Source organism: Heyndrickxia sporothermodurans (genome assembly GCF_003055045.1).
Taxonomy (GTDB): domain Bacteria; phylum Bacillota; class Bacilli; order Bacillales; family Bacillaceae_C; genus Heyndrickxia; species Heyndrickxia sporothermodurans.
In genome coordinates, this window is record NZ_NAZB01000008.1 from 288,758 (window position 1) to 304,519 (window position 15,762).

Below are 15,762 nucleotides of genomic sequence, written 5' to 3' on the forward strand. Positions count from 1 at the left end.
GTAGAAAATGAAATGGTCCGAAATTATGATCCACACGACAAATGAAGCAATCGAACCAATCTCAAATATATTGCATGAGGCAGGTGCTAGCGGGGTTGTAATAGAAGATCCGTTTGATTTAGTTAAAGAAAGAGAAGATCAATTCGGTGAAATCTACCAACTCAATCCAGATGACTACCCTGAAGAAGGGGTAATTATAAAAGCTTATTTATCCGTTAACAGCTTTTTAGGTGAAACAGTGGAAGAGATTAAGCAAGCTATTAATAATCTTGCATTATTCAACATAGATATCGGTCAAAATCAAGTGACAATAAGTGAAGTCAATGAGGAAGAATGGGCAACGGCATGGAAAAAGTATTATAATCCTGTGAAAATTTCGGAAAAGTTCACGATTGTTCCAACATGGGAAAAGTACGAAGCTGTTAGTAGCGATGAATTAATTATTGAATTAGATCCCGGGATGGCTTTCGGAACAGGGACCCACCCTACTACGGTAATGTGTATTCAAGCGTTGGAACGAACAGTGAAACAGAATGACACCGTAATAGATGTTGGTACTGGTTCCGGAGTGCTAAGTATTGCTGCAGCACTTTTAGGAGCGTCACAAGTTACTGCTTTAGACTTAGATGAAGTTGCAGTGCAATCGGCAAAACTTAATGTGAAATTAAATAAAGTTCAAGATAAAGTGACTGTATCAAAAAATGATCTATTAAATGGAATGAATGGCCAGGTTGATGTTGTCGTTTCTAATATTCTAGCCGAGGTCATTATGAGTTTCACCGATGATGTTGCTAAAGCTGTTAAACCGAATGGCTATTTTATCGCTTCAGGTATTATTCAACAGAAGAAAGACCAAGTAAAAGATGCGATTATTTCATCCGGATTTACTATTGTGGAAACAATCGTGATGGAAGACTGGATAGCTTTTATTGCAAAGCGTGGGTGATGAATAATGCAAAGATACTTCATTGGCAGTTCATATGAAGGAGAAGATGAAATTCATCTAACGGGGGACATATTTCATCATATTTCCCATGTTATGAGAATGAAACTAAATGATGAATTTTACGTTGTTTTTACAGATGAAAAGGCTGGAATTGCCAAAATAGCGGATATTACCAATGAAGAAATAATTGCTCATATTGTAAAATGGGAAGAAGCGAATAAAGAGTTACCGGTTAAAGTGGCGATTGCGAGCGGATTGCCTAAAGGGGATAAATTGGAATATATTATTCAAAAAGGTACAGAGCTTGGAGCATATCAATTTGTCCCTTTTATTGCGGATCGCTCGATTGTGAAATGGGATTCAAAGAAAGAAAAGAAGAAACTTGATCGATGGCAAAAAATTGCTTTAGAAGCAGCTGAACAATCCCATCGTCAGCATATGCCGATTATTCATGCTCCCCATACATTTAAAGCTTTATTAGAGTACAGTAAATCATTTAATCATAAAATCGTAGCATTTGAAGAAAGTGCTAAAAACGGAGAGACTTCCAATTTCGTGAGAACAATAAATCATTTTTCTCCGGGAGATTCTGTATTGATTGTATTTGGTCCAGAAGGTGGTCTTTCAAAAAATGAAGTTCAATATATGGAAGAAAGCGGATTTCAACTATGTGGATTAGGTCCTAGAATATTAAGAACAGAGACAGCCCCTTTATATGCTTTATCCGCGATATCTTACCAATTAGAATTAATGAGGTGATTGTAATGTCACAGGTGGCATTTCATACTTTAGGATGTAAAGTTAATCATTATGAAACGGAAGCAATCTGGCAGTTATTTAAAGGACAAGGGTATGAACGTGTCGATTTTGAATCAACAGCAGATGTGTACGTCATTAATACATGTACAGTTACGAATACAGGAGATAAAAAAAGCCGTCAAGTAATTAGACGAGCAGTTAGAAAAAATCCGGATGCAGTTATTTGTGTAACCGGATGCTATGCACAAACATCTCCTGCAGAAATTATGGCGATACCGGGAGTCGATATCGTAGTAGGAACACAAGACCGTGTAAAAATGCTTGAGTACATTGAACAATTTAAACAGGAACGTCAGCCGATTAATGGTGTTGGGAACATTATGAAGAACCGTGTATATGAAGAGTTAGACGTTCCTGCTTTTACTGACAGAACACGTGCTTCGTTAAAAATTCAAGAAGGCTGCAATAATTTTTGTACATTTTGTATCATTCCTTGGGCGCGTGGCTTAATGCGTTCCCGTGATCCTAAAGAGGTTATCCGCCAAGCGCAACAATTAGTCGATGCTGGCTATAAGGAAATTGTATTGACAGGGATTCACACAGGCGGTTATGGACAAGATATGAAGGATTATAATTTGGCGATGCTCCTTAGTGATATGGAAGCACAAGTTAAAGGATTAAAACGAATTCGTATTTCTTCTATTGAGGCTAGTCAATTGACCGATGAAGTGATCGAAGTCATAAACAAATCAAAATTAATCGTTCGCCATATGCACATCCCTCTTCAATCAGGTTCAGATACTGTTTTAAAGAGAATGAGACGGAAATACACGATGGCTGAATATGCTGAAAGACTTGTAAAATTGAAAAAAGCTTTACCAGGACTTGCAGTAACATCTGATGTAATCGTTGGCTTCCCAGGTGAAACTGAAGAAGAATTTATGGAAACCTATAATTTTATTAAAGATCATAAGTTTTCTGAACTTCATGTTTTCCCTTATTCAAAACGTACAGGAACACCAGCTGCACGAATGGAAGATCAAATTGATGAAAATGTAAAAAATGAGCGTGTTCACCGTTTGATCTCATTATCAGATCAATTAGCTAAAGAATATGCTTCACGTTTTGAAAACGAAGTATTAGAAGTGATTCCTGAAGAAAAATATAAAGAAGATCCATCCAGTGGTTTATATGAAGGGTATACGGATAATTATTTGAAAGTCGTTTTCCCTGCTACAGAGGATATGGTTGGTAAATTAGTGAAAGTAAAAATCACAAAACCAGGATATCCATATAATGAGGGACAATTTGTCCGAGTAATAGATGATATTGAAGAAGCGCAACAAGAAGCAATATAAAACTGCAGCTAACCCTGCAGTTTTTTTATTAATTGGAAATACTATATGACAATGGTATAGTAATAGAGGTACGTACAACATGCATAAAAGGAGAATTAAAATGACAAATAATATTGCAAAAATGATTGATCATACATTGCTTAAACCTGAAGCGACTGAACAACAAATTCAAACTTTATGTGAAGAAGCGAAGCAATATTCATTTGCTTCTGTTTGTGTTAATCCTACATGGGTTGCATTTGCAGCTGAAAAATTAAAGGGAACACATGTCAAAGTTTGTACCGTTATCGGTTTTCCTCTTGGGGCAACAACATCTGAAACAAAAGCGTTCGAAACAAAAAATGCCATTGAAAATGGCGCAACAGAAGTGGATATGGTTATTAATATTGGTGCACTTAAAAGCGGTAATTTTGACCTAGTAGAAAAGGATATACTTGCTGTTACTTCCGCAGCAAAAGGAAAAGCGCTCACAAAAGTTATTATTGAGACATGTCTTTTAACAGAAGAAGAAAAGGTTCGTGCTTGTGAGCTTTCTGTAAAAGCGGGTGCAGATTATGTGAAAACATCTACCGGCTTTTCTACAGGTGGTGCGACTGTCGAGGATATCGCCCTTATGAGGAAAACAGTTGGTCCAGATAAAGGTGTAAAGGCTTCAGGCGGTGTACGTAGTCCAGAAGATGCACAAAACATGATAGAAGCGGGCGCAACACGTATAGGAGCCAGTTCCGGAGTGAAAATTGTTCAAGGATTATCAAGTGATAGTGATTATTAAACTAATGCAGTAAGCCCAGGATACCCCTGGGCTTTTTATATGCTTTTCTTCCCATGAAGTCGAATGATAAAACGACCGAATTTCGTTGCGAATGGGAGAACAAGTATGGAGCACACAACATTAAATATAACACTTGCATGTGCCAGCTGAGTTTCAATATTTGCTGTTAAACTTTGGCTAAAATCAGCTAAATAAGGAATAAATGGAATAAAAGAAATAGCCCCTACTACATTAAGCCAAATATGGGCATATGCAGTTAATCTGGCTTCCTCTCCGGCACCAATACTTGCTAATAACCCTGTTATGCATGTCCCAATATTTGCCCCTAGCATAATGACTATCCCTGTTTCTAAAGGGAAAATACCTGCACTTAAAAAGCTCATTGCAATCCCAGTCATCACAGTACTGGATTGAATACAGGCAGTTAGAAAGATTGAAAATAAAAACCCGAAAAAAATATGGTCATTCATTAAATAGAGAACTTTTTGGACAAGATCTAACTGAGTTAACGGTGTAGCTAACCATTCAAATGCGCGCATTGCACTAATGATAATAGCAAATCCTGTTAAAATAAATCCTAAACTTTTTATTTTTTCATGTTTAAAAAGTAAAAAAAGTAAACCTGAAAGAAGAAACGGAATGATTATACTGGATAAATCATAAGATAAGAATTCTAAAGTAAAGGTTGTCCCGATATTGGTGCCTAAAATGATTCCAATCGTTTGCGGAAACGATAATACTCTTGCGGCGACCAACCCGACAGTAATGACCATTACAGCAGAACTACTCTGCAAAATTGCTGTCATTATTATACCAATGATCATCCCTTTAATCGGCGTACTAGTAACCTTTTTTAACCATTGTTCCATTGCTTTACCAGAAATATTAAACAACCCAACACGGAGCCAAGTCATTCCTAGAAGAAAACTGCCTACTAATCCTACAAATAATCCAATATAAAGCATGTCCCCACCTCTTAATTCATCATATGGGAAAAATGGCGTAAAAATGACGAGAATATGTAAAATAACGTAAAGTTTATTGACCTGTTCATAAGTATATATTATAATTGCAAAGTACAGGTTTTCATGTGTTGCCATGATACCGTAGTGTGTGTTCGGAGGGAGGGAAAGAGAGATGTCAAAAACAGTTGTTCGTAAAAACGAATCGCTTGAAGATGCTCTTCGCCGCTTCAAACGTACAGTTTCTAAAACAGGAACTTTACAAGAATATAGAAAGCGCGAATTTTATGAAAAACCAAGCGTAAAACGTAAGAAAAAATCTGAAGCTGCTAGAAAGCGTAAGTTCTAAGAGAGGGTGGAATAATGGGTCTTCTCGAGCGTTTAAATGAAGATATGAAACAAGCGATGAAAAACAAAGAAAAAGAAAAACTCTCTGTTATCCGTATGCTTAAAGCTTCTTTGCAAAATGAGGCGATTAGGCTTGGTAAGGATCAATTGTCAGAAGAAGAAGAACTGACAATCCTTTCTCGCGAAGTGAAGCAACGCAAAGACTCCCTCCAGGAATTTCAAAATGCAGGTCGTGAAGATCTCGTTGAAAAAATTCAGACGGAATTAACTTTTGTAGATATATATTTACCCGAACAGTTAACAGAAGAAGAACTAACAAAAATTGTTAAAGAAACAATTGATGAAGTTGGTGCAACTTCAAAAGCTGAAATGGGAAAAGTGATGAGTGCCATTATGCCGAAAGTAAAAGGAAAAGCAGATGGTTCAACTGTAAATAATATCGTTAAGCAGCAACTATCCTAATAAAAGCCGGGAAGTATATTACTTCCCGGCTTTTTTCATAGCGGGCAGTATTACATAAATAATGAAACTTTTGTGCTATTCAATCGTAAAATATTAAACAACATCTAAATAAGAAAGGGGTGAGAATTTGAAAAAAGGCCTGTTTTTTATTGGCTGTTTCATATTAGTAGTTTTTTTCTCTATCCTCCCTGTTACAGCAAGTAATAATGAAAATACGGTAATCATTATTCCTATTGAAGAAGATGTAGAAAAAGGATTACACGCTTTTTTAAAGAGAGCTGTCCATGCGGCTGAGGAAAAACACGCAGATGTTATCATTTTTGATATTAATACACCGGGTGGTGCAGTAGATGCGGCAAGTGAGATTGGAAAACTGCTAAATAGTACTAAAATAAAGAAAATAGCTTTCATAAATAATAGGGCTTTGTCTGCAGGTGCATATATTTCTCTGTTTGCTGACGAAATTTATATGGTGCCGGACGGGACAATGGGTGCAGCAGCAATTATCGATCAAAAGGGAAACACTGCAGGAAAAAAAGCAGAAAGCTATTGGCGGTCTGCCATGAATGCAGCAGCAAGCCAACATGGACGCAATCCAATATATGCAGAAGCGATGGCTGTTGAAAACATTAATCTACCGGATATAGAAGTTAAAAAGGGTGGCTTGCTTACACTTACTGCTGAACAAGCTGTTAAAGTTGGCTATTCCGAAGGAACTGTTAAAAATATGGATGAACTACTCGCGAAATTAGGTTATGAACATGCGAATATTGAACATATTAATAGCAGTTTTGCAGAAAAAATTGCGAGATTTTTAACAAATCCTATTGTTGTCCCGATCTTATTATCAATTGCAAGCCTTGGGTTAGTGATAGAATTGTATTCTCCGGGTTTTGGCATACCTGGTACAATGGGAATCACGGCACTTCTATTGTTTTTTTATGGACATTTAGTCGCAGGGCTAGCGGGATATGAATCTCTCATTTTGTTTATTATTGGTATTGCTCTTATTATTGCGGAATTCTTTTTACCAGGAGCAATTGCAGGAATTCTTGGTACTGCAGCGATAGTAGGCAGCTTACTAATAGCAGGTGGGAACATTTTTTATATGGGTATTTCCATCATCATTGCTATTTTAGTAGCAATAATTGGTATGATAATAATGGTAAAGGTGTTAGGAAAACGTATGAAACTATTTAAGAAGATTATCTTATCAGATTCTACTAGTACAGATAAAGGTTATGTTTCAAATGTTAATCGTTTGGAATTAGTAGGGAAAACAGGAGTTACAATGACACCGCTTCGACCTGCTGGTACAATAACAATTAATGATGAACGTTTAGACGTCGTCAGTGAAGGCGGGTACATCGATAAGGGAATAAAAGTGAAAATAATCAAGGTAGAAGGCTCACGTATTGTCGTTAGAGTAGATAATTAGTTTTATTAAAGGGGGAAATAAGTATGCCATTAGATCCAGGTACCATTCTCGTATTATTAGCGATTGTTGCTGGTATTATTGTTCTAGCAGTATTATTAACATTTGTTCCAGTTATGCTTTGGATATCTGCACTTGCAGCAGGAGTAAAAATTGGAATTTTAACATTAATTGGGATGAGGCTTCGTCGAGTTATTCCAAGCCGTATTATTAATCCGTTAATTAAAGCCCGTAAAGCGGGTATTGAGGTTGGGATTAATCAACTTGAAAGTCACTACTTAGCGGGTGGTAATGTTGACCGTGTAGTGAATGCATTAATTGCAGCGCATCGTGCGAATATTGAGCTATCATTTGAGCGCTGTGCAGCTATCGATTTAGCGGGTCGTAATGTGTTAGAAGCGGTTCAAATGAGTGTAAATCCAAAAGTAATTGAGACACCGTTTATTGCCGGAGTTGCGATGAATGGGATTGAAGTTAAGGCAAAAGCAAGAATTACGGTTCGAGCGAATATCGAAAGATTAGTAGGTGGGGCCGGTGAAGAGACAATTATAGCTCGTGTAGGTGAAGGGATTGTTAGTACAATTGGTTCATCAGACCATCATAAAAAAGTATTAGAAAATCCTGATCTTATTTCTCAAACGGTATTAGCAAAAGGTTTGGACGCAGGTACAGCGTTTGAAATTTTATCCATCGATATTGCGGATGTTGATGTTGGCAAAAACATCGGTGCAGAGCTGCAAACAGAACAAGCGGAAGCTGATAAGAAAATTGCCCAAGCAAAAGCGGAAGAACGCCGTGCGATGGCTGTTGCATCTGAACAAGAAATGAAAGCCCGTGTACAAGAAATGAGAGCGAAAGTTGTTGAAGCAGAAGCGGATGTACCATTAGCAATGGCTGAAGCACTTCGTACAGGTAATATTGGTGTGATGGACTATATGAATTTCAAAAACATCGAATCCGATACAGATATGCGAGGCTCCATCGGAAAAATGACAACAGATAAAAAAGATCAACAAAAGCCTGAATAAAACCAAAGGTAAGGAGGAATTCCTTTGGAACTCATTATAGCAATAATTGTAGGGATAATCGGCTATATCGTAAAAAGGAAGACAGAAACACAAGAAACTGACAAGAGACCGACTCCTAGACATGTTTATTCGCCTGCAAAGCCTTCGGATACAACGCAACAAAAGATAAAAAAAGTTGCTTCAACTATTGAGACCTCGTATAAAAATGAAAAAGCTTCATTACTTGAAAAAATAGAGGAAAATATAGAGCGTACCAATGAAGCACAAATCATAAAAGAATACGAAGAAGTGACATCTTTGCAAAAAGAGTATCAAGAAAAAACGAAGAAAATAGCTATTGATGAAACTGATCTTTTAAAAGGAATTATACTAGCGGAAGTTCTTGGTCCTCCTAGAGCAAAAAAACCATTTAAAAGTAAATAAGTTGTTCCAAAACCGTATCATAAAAAAATGATACGGTTTTTCTTATTAAAAAGAGTGCTGAATCCCCGTTCTTATTCATAAATATGAGATGAAAGGGGGTTCTTTTTTATGGCAAAAAAATGGAGCCGAATACTTCGAAGTTGGATGACGAATAAAATGGAGCTGCCACAGGATGTCATGATGGATCTCCCTCGAATTACCATGATCGGACAAATCCATATTTATATAGAAAATCATCGTGGGTTGTTAACCTTTTCAGACCGGGAGGTACGTCTACTACTTAAACAAGGGCAACTACTTATAAAAGGTCAATCCTTTGTAATTAAAACGATCTTACCAGAAGAGATTTTACTTGAAGGAAAAATTGATGAAGTAATTTATTTAAATGATAAGGAGTGACTACTTTTGAAAAACCATTGGTTTACATTTTTTGGAGGAACGATTCTTGTGAAGGTTGAAGGAAAGGGGGTTGAGCGATTTATTAATCAGCTTACTCGTTCTAGTTTGATCGTATGGAATGTGAAACGACATGGTTCCTCAGCTATTACCTTTTATATCCGTCTTCAAGATATGCATAAATTAAGGCACCACGTCCGAAAATTTGATTGTAAAATATCGTTTTTGAGTGGACAAGGTGCCCCATTTCTATGGAAAAGAACCTTGAAGAATGCTGGATTTTTCGCGGGCTTTTTCCTTTTCTTTGTTGTTATTACGCTGTTATCAAACATCGTATGGGGGATAAATATAAAAGGCGCCAGCCCGCAAATGGAGCATCAAATTCGCAAAGAATTAGATCATCTCGGTGTTCATGTAGGGAAACTTCAATTTTTTATTGATGATGTTGAAACTATTCAACGAAAATTAGAAGACCGGATCCCAAATATTACGTGGGTAGGTGTTGATTTAAACGGGACAACCTACCACTTTCAAGTTGTTGAAAAAAATATTCCGGAGCAACCAGAGAAACAATCACCACAAAATCTCGTAGCAAATAAAAAGGCAGTAATCGTTGATATGTTTGTGGAAAATGGACAACCGGTGGTGAAAGTCAATCAATATGTAAAAAAAGGGCAGCTTCTAGTTTCTGGTACGATTGGTAATGAACATAATGAAAAGAAAGTTGCGGCAATAGGGAAAGTAATAGGAAAAACATGGTACAAAGTAGACGTTAATATGCCTTTTCAATCTGAATTTCAAGTTTATACAGGGAATGAAAAGCGAAAATATTCTTTGAAAATTGGTTCTGTTAGTATTCCATTATGGGGATTTGGGAAAATAGAATATAAGGACTATGATAAAGAAACTGAATCGCATAAAATCAAATTTCTAAAATGGTCTCTTCCAATAAAATATGAGAACACAACGATTAGGGAAAATGAAAAAGTGGAAAGAAATTATACAAAAAATGAAGCGATAAATGCTGCAAAAGAAATTGCACTAAGTGATTTAAAAGCAAAAATTCCATCAGATGCAAAGATTATTGATGAATATGTTTTGCATCAAAAAGTCGAGAATGGTAAAGTGGATTTATCAATATATTTCCAAGTTACCGAAAATATTGCGAAAGCAAAACCAATTATTCAAGGAGACGCTGAATGACAGAAGACTCAATTACATCAAACCTTCAATTACAAAATGCGAATGAAGCGATTGCTTTATTTGGAATATCAGATGCAAATTTGAAATTACTCGAACAAGAATATGAAGTAACAATTGTTACTCGAGGGGAAACGATCGATGTTTCCGGAAATGAAAGCAATGTGGAGAGAGTGTACCATGTTTTGTTTCAACTGTTAAAAGTAATTAGAAAAGCTATCAACATTAGTCAACGTGATGTTGTCTATGCAATCCAAATGGAGAAGAAAGGTACACTTGAGTATTTTACAGAAATATATGAAGAAGAAATAACTAAAAATGCAAAAGGCAAACCGATTCGAGTAAAGACTTTAGGACAAAGACAGTATATTGCTGCAATTAAAAAGAAAGATTTAGTCTTTGGAATTGGTCCAGCGGGTACAGGGAAAACATATTTAGCCGTTGTCATGGCAGTAAGTGCGTTAAAAAGCGGCCTTGTCAAACGGGTCATACTAACAAGACCTGCTGTAGAAGCGGGAGAAAGTCTGGGATTCTTACCGGGCGACTTGAAAGAAAAAGTAGATCCCTACCTACGACCTCTGTACGATGCATTAAATGATGTGTTAGGCAGTGAACATACAAACCGATTGATTGAACGAGAAACGATTGAAATCGCGCCCCTCGCCTATATGAGAGGGAGAACATTAGACGATGCCTTTGTCATTCTTGATGAGGCCCAAAATACAACACAAGCGCAAATGAAAATGTTTTTAACTCGCTTAGGCTTTAATTCAAAAATGGTAATAAACGGAGATCGAACACAGGTGGATTTACCAAAAGGGGTTCAATCAGGTCTCGTTGCTGCGGAAAAGATATTAAACAATGTTCATGACATTTCATTTATATATTTAGAACAAAGTGATGTTGTTAGGCACCCGCTTGTCGCAAAAATTATTGATGCCTATAATAATTATTCTCTCTAACCCGACCAATGAATCGGGTTATTTTTTATTAATTAATTAATAGGTGCAATTTGGTACAAAAACTGATATGATTTTACATAATTAGGGAAGGAAACACCGCAAAACATAAAATTGGTGGTGGGAGTTTAATGAATCTTCAAGATTATATTGGTAAGATCCGCACTTTTTTAAGTTACAAAGTGTTTACACTCATTTGTTTTTTATTATTAGCTATCGTCCTTTACGGAGTACTTTTTTATAATGTAAAGCCGCAAACGTATGATGTAGAACTGTTTTCCGTTTCAGATAAAACGATTCGTTCTCCAAAAACAATTGTTGATGAGGAGAGAACGAAAGAAGAACAGCAAAAAGCCGCTGATGCAGTAGAAAAGGTATATACATTTAAAAAGGAAAAACAGCAAAATCGCGTTTCTTTAATTGATTCTATTTTTGAATTTGTTCTGGATATTAATGAAGAAACCTCGACTGGTAAAGAAAAAACTGACGGAAAGCCCGAAAAAAAGCCAATTGAAGAAAAACTTGAATTGTTAAAATCAAACTTAACAGCAAATGTAAATGAGGATGTTACGAAATCCATTCCTGATGAAGTATTCCTAGCACTATTAAAATCAAATCTAAATGATTTAGAGCGAGCACGTACGATTGTAGTTGGCCAAGTCGAAACATTAATGAGTGAAAAAATCCGTGAAGAAAATGTTCCACATTATAAAAATTTAATTTCTGATCGAATCGGACTTACGAGTTTGCACAGCAGTTTAAAGGATGCAAGTGTTGAATTAGGCAAATATGCAATCGTGGCAAACGAAATTTATGATCCTGAACAAACAGAAGAACGAAAAAAACAGGCGATCCAAAGTGTGGAACCGATAAAGATTTTACAAGGACAGGTTATTGCACAAGAAGGTCATCTTATCGATCATGAAACATATCATCAACTACAGCTTCTTGGTTTACTAAAAAGTAATCCAAGTGTTAAGCCATACATAGGTCTCGGTATTTTTGTATTTTTAATTATCGGTTCTTTATTTTTATACTTTACAACTTTTCGTGTGAAAGAAGAAAAAAAGCAAAATTATTTAATTCTTTTAAGCTTTATTTTTATTATTAGTTTAATTTTAATGAAAATTGTGGGAATTATTTCTGAGTTGGAATTAGATAATATCGGATATATCTTTCCTGCCGCAATGGCCCCGATGCTTATACGAATTTTGCTTAATGAAAGATTTGCCTTTATATTAACGATTATCCTAGCAGCATGTGGGAGTATCATTTTCCACGATGAAATTGCGGGATCAATTAATGTAGAAATTGCGATCTATATTTTATTTAGTGGTACAGCAGGTATTTTACTGTTAACCAATCGAAATCGAAGATCCAATATATTACAAACTGGTTTTTATGTATCGATTATTAATGTGTTTATTATATTCTTTTTGCTATTTCTCGGTAATGGACAATTAACTAAGATGGAATATGTCTATTATTTAACTTTTGCATTTGTTTCAGGGTTACTGTCTGCGATTTTAACAATCGGGTTACTGCCATTTTTTGAAGCGGGCTTTGGGATACTATCTACACTAAAACTAATCGAACTTTCAAACCCTAATCATCCGTTATTGAAAAAGATATTAATGGAAGCACCGGGAACGTATCATCATAGTGTCATGGTTGCCAATTTAGCGGAATCCGCTTGCGAGGCTGTTGGGGCAAATGGTCTTTTAGCACGTGTTGGATGTTATTATCATGATATTGGTAAAACGAGAAGGCCTCAGTTTTTTATTGAGAATCAAATGAATATCGAAAATCCTCACAACCATCTTTCGCCCGAATCAAGTAGAGATATCATTATTGCACATGCGAAAGATGGAGCTGAGATGCTCAAAAAGCACAAGCTTCCAAAGGAGATTGTCGATATAGCTGAACAACACCATGGGACCACTTTATTAAAATATTTTTATTATAAAGCTAAGGAAGAGAATGAAGGAATAAATGAAGCAGACTTTCGCTATCCTGGGCCGAAGCCGCAAACAAAAGAGGCGGCAATTATTAGTATAGCGGATAGTGTGGAAGCTGCGGTTCGTTCGATGTCACGTCCAACACTAGAGCAGATTAAAGAAGTTATTCAGTCTATTGTTCAAGACCGATTGCAGGATGACCAATTGAATGAATGTGATATCACTCTTAAAGAGTTAGAAGTAATTAAAAAAACGTTCTGTGAAACACTTAACGGGATTTTTCATTCGCGAATTGAATACCCAAATTCTAAGTAAAGGAAAAAGGATGAATGAATATGTTGATAATTGATTTTAATGATGAGACGAATGAGATTACTAAGCAAAATCAAGAACTACTTGAAGATTTATTGAACTTTGCCTCTAAAAAATTCGAAATTGAAGACGGAAGTGAAATTTCAGTTACTTTTGTAACAAATGAAAAAATTCAAGAAATAAATCGTGATTATCGCGGTAAAGATCAACCGACCGATGTTATCTCATTCGCGATGGAAGAATTGGGAGAGGATGAATTAGCCATTCAAGGAATAGAAATGCCTCGAGTACTTGGTGATATTATTATTTCTGTGCCAAAAACGAAGGAACAGGCTGCTGAGTTTGGCCATTCTTTTGAGAGGGAATTAGGCTTTTTGGCTGTTCATTCATTATTACATTTACTTGGGTATGATCATATGACAGAAGAAGAAGAAAAAGAAATGTTCGGATTACAAAGGGAAATTCTTGATGAATACGGACTTAAAAGGTAGAAACCGTTTTTGGAAATCGTTTATATTTGCCTTCAGTGGAATTTATCATGCATTCAAGACCGAAAAAAATTTACGTTTCCATTTTGCTGCATCTATTATAGTAACGATCTTTAGTATTGCATTCCATTTACAATTGGTTGAATGGCTATTTGTAATAATTTGTATCTTCGGGATGTTTTCTCTAGAGCTAATTAATACGGCAATAGAAAGAATTGTTGATCTAGCCTCTCCGGCCTATCATCCTTTAGCGAAACAAGCTAAAGACGTTGCAGCAGCGGCTGTCCTTTGTTTTGCTTTTATGACAATAATTATTGGCTGCATCATATTTATCCCTAAGATTGTCCATTTTATAAGGCTGTATTTTGGCTAGTAGTATTTTATACTGCTAGCTTTTTCGTATATTTGCAAAAGAGATATTCTTTACGGTAAAATATTTTCAAAGCTTATTTAGTTCAGAGTCTAATTTCGAACTTTTAAAATTTTCTAAACAAAATAAAAATATTCCATAACTTTATGGTGAATTTGTAGTAAAATATAATTAAAGGGGAAGACAAAATGAAAATAGAGGAATTAATTAAAGAAGCAGAAGCTGCAAGAAATAAAGCGTACGTTCCATACTCAAAGTTTCCGGTAGGTGCTGCTTTGTTAACTGAGGATGGGAAGGTATACCACGGTTGTAATATTGAGAACGCTGCTTACAGCGTAGGAAATTGTGCTGAACGTACAGCACTTTTTAAAGCGTATTCTGAAGGAGATACGAAGTTTGCCGCTTTAGTCGTAACGGCAAATACTGACCGACCTGTTTCCCCATGTGGTGCTTGTCGTCAAGTAATCTCAGAATTATGTCCGAAAGATATGAAAGTGATCTTAACTAATTTAAATGGAGACATCCAAGAAATTACAGTAGAAGAACTCTTACCCGGAGCCTTTTCACCGGAGGATTTACATGCATAATCAGACCTCTGAACAAAAGTATAAATCCGGGTTTGTCTCAATTATCGGCCGTCCGAATGTCGGTAAATCCACATATATTAATCAGGTAATCGGACAAAAAATTGCGATTATGAGTGACAAACCGCAAACAACTAGAAACAAAGTACAAGGAGTACTTACAACAAATGAAGCACAAATAATACTTATTGATACTCCGGGAATTCATAAGCCAAAACATAAATTAGGCGATTTTATGATGCGAGTAGCCACTAATACATTAAGAGAAGTTGATTTAATTTTATTTATGATAAATGCAGTAGAAGGATATGGAAGAGGGGACGAATTTATCATTGAAAAACTTAAAGGTGTCCAAACTCCAGTTTTCCTAGTTATAAATAAAATTGATCAGATTCATCCGGATCAATTATTGTCAATAATTGAACAATATAAAGGTTTATACAATTTTGCCGAAATTGTACCAATTTCCGCATTAGAAGGACAGAATACCGATCGGTTACTTCAACAAATTAAAGAATATTTACCGGAGGGACCTCAATATTACCCAGCTGATCAAGTAACAGACCATCCTGAACGATTTATTGTATCAGAGTTAATAAGAGAAAAGGTGTTACATTTGACAAGGGAGGAAGTTCCCCATTCAATTGCAGTTGTTATTGAGAAAATGCAAAAAAGGGAAGATAGCGAAAAAATCCATGTGATGGCAGCAATTATTGTTGAACGTTCCTCTCAAAAAGGAATAATCATTGGTAAGCAAGGTAGTATGTTAAAAGAAATTGGGAAAAGGGCTAGGTTAGACATTGAGAACCTACTTGGATCGAAAGTGTATTTAGAACTTTGGGTGAAGGTCCAAAAAGATTGGAGAAACAAAGTCACACAGCTTCGTGATTTTGGCTTTAGAGAAGATGAATATTAAGTTTTTTGGTCATGAAAGATGATTATACATCCTTTTTGATTAGCAATATTTACGTCACATGTTCCATGAAGTCCTGGTAAAGCTAT

General features: G+C 35.9%; 18 protein-coding genes. 17 read left to right on the top strand and 1 reads right to left on the bottom strand.

The genetic code is table 11. From position 1 onward, the window contains the following. Positions 1-7: 7 nt before the first annotated feature. The 4 genes from prmA (at position 8) to deoC (ending at position 3,835) form a co-directional block, all read left to right on the top strand. Positions 8-946, top strand: a complete 939-nt coding sequence (gene prmA / locus B5V89_RS03180) for a 50S ribosomal protein L11 methyltransferase (protein ID WP_108070455.1) — start codon at positions 8-10, stop codon at positions 944-946. Between the two features lie 6 nt (positions 947-952). Then, positions 953-1,705 (top strand): 16S rRNA (uracil(1498)-N(3))-methyltransferase, encoded by a 753-nt coding sequence (locus B5V89_RS03185; protein ID WP_108070457.1) that lies wholly within the window; start codon positions 953-955, stop codon positions 1,703-1,705. 5 nt (positions 1,706-1,710) lie between these two features. After that, positions 1,711-3,063, top strand: a complete 1,353-nt coding sequence (gene mtaB, locus B5V89_RS03190; protein ID WP_107920675.1) for a tRNA (N(6)-L-threonylcarbamoyladenosine(37)-C(2))-methylthiotransferase MtaB — start codon at positions 1,711-1,713, stop codon at positions 3,061-3,063. 100 nt (positions 3,064-3,163) lie between these two features. Next, a complete protein-coding gene (gene deoC / locus B5V89_RS03195) occupies positions 3,164-3,835 on the top strand; it encodes a deoxyribose-phosphate aldolase (RefSeq protein ID WP_107920674.1) in 672 nt (223 codons plus the stop codon). A gap of 35 nt (positions 3,836-3,870) precedes the next feature. Here deoC and B5V89_RS03200 read toward each other — a convergent pair whose 3' ends face one another. Then, complete coding sequence (locus B5V89_RS03200; RefSeq protein WP_107920673.1) at positions 3,871-4,800, bottom strand: Na/Pi symporter; 930 nt, start codon at positions 4,798-4,800, stop codon at positions 3,871-3,873. A 172-nt stretch (positions 4,801-4,972) separates the two neighbouring features. Between B5V89_RS03200 and rpsU the strand changes: the two genes are divergently transcribed. From rpsU to era, 13 genes are all read left to right on the top strand, one after another. Beyond that, complete coding sequence (rpsU, locus tag B5V89_RS03205; protein WP_039238310.1) at positions 4,973-5,146, top strand: 30S ribosomal protein S21; 174 nt, start codon at positions 4,973-4,975, stop codon at positions 5,144-5,146. Positions 5,147-5,160: 14 nt separating this feature from the next. Beyond that, a complete protein-coding gene (locus B5V89_RS03210) occupies positions 5,161-5,607 on the top strand; it encodes a GatB/YqeY domain-containing protein (protein ID WP_108070459.1) in 447 nt (148 codons plus the stop codon). A gap of 127 nt (positions 5,608-5,734) precedes the next feature. Continuing rightward, a complete protein-coding gene (locus B5V89_RS03215; protein WP_108070461.1) occupies positions 5,735-7,045 on the top strand; it encodes an NfeD family protein in 1,311 nt (436 codons plus the stop codon). Between the two features lie 23 nt (positions 7,046-7,068). Further along, positions 7,069-8,070, top strand: coding sequence for a flotillin-like protein FloA (gene floA, locus B5V89_RS03220; protein WP_108070463.1), 1,002 nt, complete (start codon positions 7,069-7,071; stop codon positions 8,068-8,070). Positions 8,071-8,094: 24 nt separating this feature from the next. After that, the gene (locus B5V89_RS03225) at positions 8,095-8,493 is read left to right on the top strand and encodes a hypothetical protein (RefSeq protein ID WP_066225998.1); all 399 of its coding nucleotides are present in this window, start codon (positions 8,095-8,097) and stop codon (positions 8,491-8,493) included. Between the two features lie 108 nt (positions 8,494-8,601). Next, a complete protein-coding gene (gene yqfC / locus B5V89_RS03230) occupies positions 8,602-8,892 on the top strand; it encodes a sporulation protein YqfC (RefSeq protein ID WP_066225996.1) in 291 nt (96 codons plus the stop codon). A gap of 6 nt (positions 8,893-8,898) precedes the next feature. Further along, the gene (yqfD, locus tag B5V89_RS03235) at positions 8,899-10,092 is read left to right on the top strand and encodes a sporulation protein YqfD (protein ID WP_108070465.1); all 1,194 of its coding nucleotides are present in this window, start codon (positions 8,899-8,901) and stop codon (positions 10,090-10,092) included. Next, positions 10,089-11,051 carry a PhoH family protein gene (locus B5V89_RS03240; RefSeq protein WP_108070467.1) on the top strand — a complete coding sequence of 321 codons (963 nt, stop codon included), beginning with the start codon at positions 10,089-10,091 and terminating at the stop codon, positions 11,049-11,051. Before yqfD ends, B5V89_RS03240 begins: the two co-directional genes overlap by 4 nt. Positions 11,052-11,179: 128 nt before the next feature. Continuing rightward, positions 11,180-13,321, top strand: coding sequence for an HD family phosphohydrolase (locus B5V89_RS03245; protein WP_108070469.1), 2,142 nt, complete (start codon positions 11,180-11,182; stop codon positions 13,319-13,321). A 20-nt stretch (positions 13,322-13,341) separates the two neighbouring features. Then, positions 13,342-13,809 carry an rRNA maturation RNase YbeY gene (gene ybeY, locus B5V89_RS03250; RefSeq protein ID WP_108070471.1) on the top strand — a complete coding sequence of 156 codons (468 nt, stop codon included), beginning with the start codon at positions 13,342-13,344 and terminating at the stop codon, positions 13,807-13,809. Then, complete coding sequence (locus tag B5V89_RS03255) at positions 13,787-14,179, top strand: diacylglycerol kinase family protein (protein WP_066225981.1); 393 nt, start codon at positions 13,787-13,789, stop codon at positions 14,177-14,179. The genes ybeY and B5V89_RS03255 overlap by 23 nt, the downstream gene beginning before the upstream one ends. Positions 14,180-14,364: 185 nt before the next feature. Next, positions 14,365-14,763, top strand: a complete 399-nt coding sequence (locus tag B5V89_RS03260; RefSeq protein WP_066225978.1) for a cytidine deaminase — start codon at positions 14,365-14,367, stop codon at positions 14,761-14,763. Next, positions 14,756-15,676 carry a GTPase Era gene (gene era, locus B5V89_RS03265; protein ID WP_066225975.1) on the top strand — a complete coding sequence of 307 codons (921 nt, stop codon included), beginning with the start codon at positions 14,756-14,758 and terminating at the stop codon, positions 15,674-15,676. The genes B5V89_RS03260 and era overlap by 8 nt, the downstream gene beginning before the upstream one ends. Positions 15,677-15,762: the final 86 nt, after the last annotated feature.

Coding starts and splice junctions, on each gene's coding strand:
- prmA (WP_108070455.1), top strand. CDS start 8: ATGAAATGGTCCGAAATTATGATCCACACGACAAATGAAGCAATCGAA.
- B5V89_RS03185 (WP_108070457.1), top strand. CDS start 953: ATGCAAAGATACTTCATTGGCAGTTCATATGAAGGAGAAGATGAAATT.
- mtaB (WP_107920675.1), top strand. CDS start 1,711: ATGTCACAGGTGGCATTTCATACTTTAGGATGTAAAGTTAATCATTAT.
- deoC (WP_107920674.1), top strand. CDS start 3,164: ATGACAAATAATATTGCAAAAATGATTGATCATACATTGCTTAAACCT.
- B5V89_RS03200 (WP_107920673.1), bottom strand. CDS start 4,800: ATGCTTTATATTGGATTATTTGTAGGATTAGTAGGCAGTTTTCTTCTA.
- rpsU (WP_039238310.1), top strand. CDS start 4,973: ATGTCAAAAACAGTTGTTCGTAAAAACGAATCGCTTGAAGATGCTCTT.
- B5V89_RS03210 (WP_108070459.1), top strand. CDS start 5,161: ATGGGTCTTCTCGAGCGTTTAAATGAAGATATGAAACAAGCGATGAAA.
- floA (WP_108070463.1), top strand. CDS start 7,069: ATGCCATTAGATCCAGGTACCATTCTCGTATTATTAGCGATTGTTGCT.
- yqfC (WP_066225996.1), top strand. CDS start 8,602: ATGGCAAAAAAATGGAGCCGAATACTTCGAAGTTGGATGACGAATAAA.
- B5V89_RS03240 (WP_108070467.1), top strand. CDS start 10,089: ATGACAGAAGACTCAATTACATCAAACCTTCAATTACAAAATGCGAAT.
- B5V89_RS03245 (WP_108070469.1), top strand. CDS start 11,180: ATGAATCTTCAAGATTATATTGGTAAGATCCGCACTTTTTTAAGTTAC.
- ybeY (WP_108070471.1), top strand. CDS start 13,342: ATGTTGATAATTGATTTTAATGATGAGACGAATGAGATTACTAAGCAA.
- B5V89_RS03255 (WP_066225981.1), top strand. CDS start 13,787: ATGAATACGGACTTAAAAGGTAGAAACCGTTTTTGGAAATCGTTTATA.
- B5V89_RS03260 (WP_066225978.1), top strand. CDS start 14,365: ATGAAAATAGAGGAATTAATTAAAGAAGCAGAAGCTGCAAGAAATAAA.
- era (WP_066225975.1), top strand. CDS start 14,756: ATGCATAATCAGACCTCTGAACAAAAGTATAAATCCGGGTTTGTCTCA.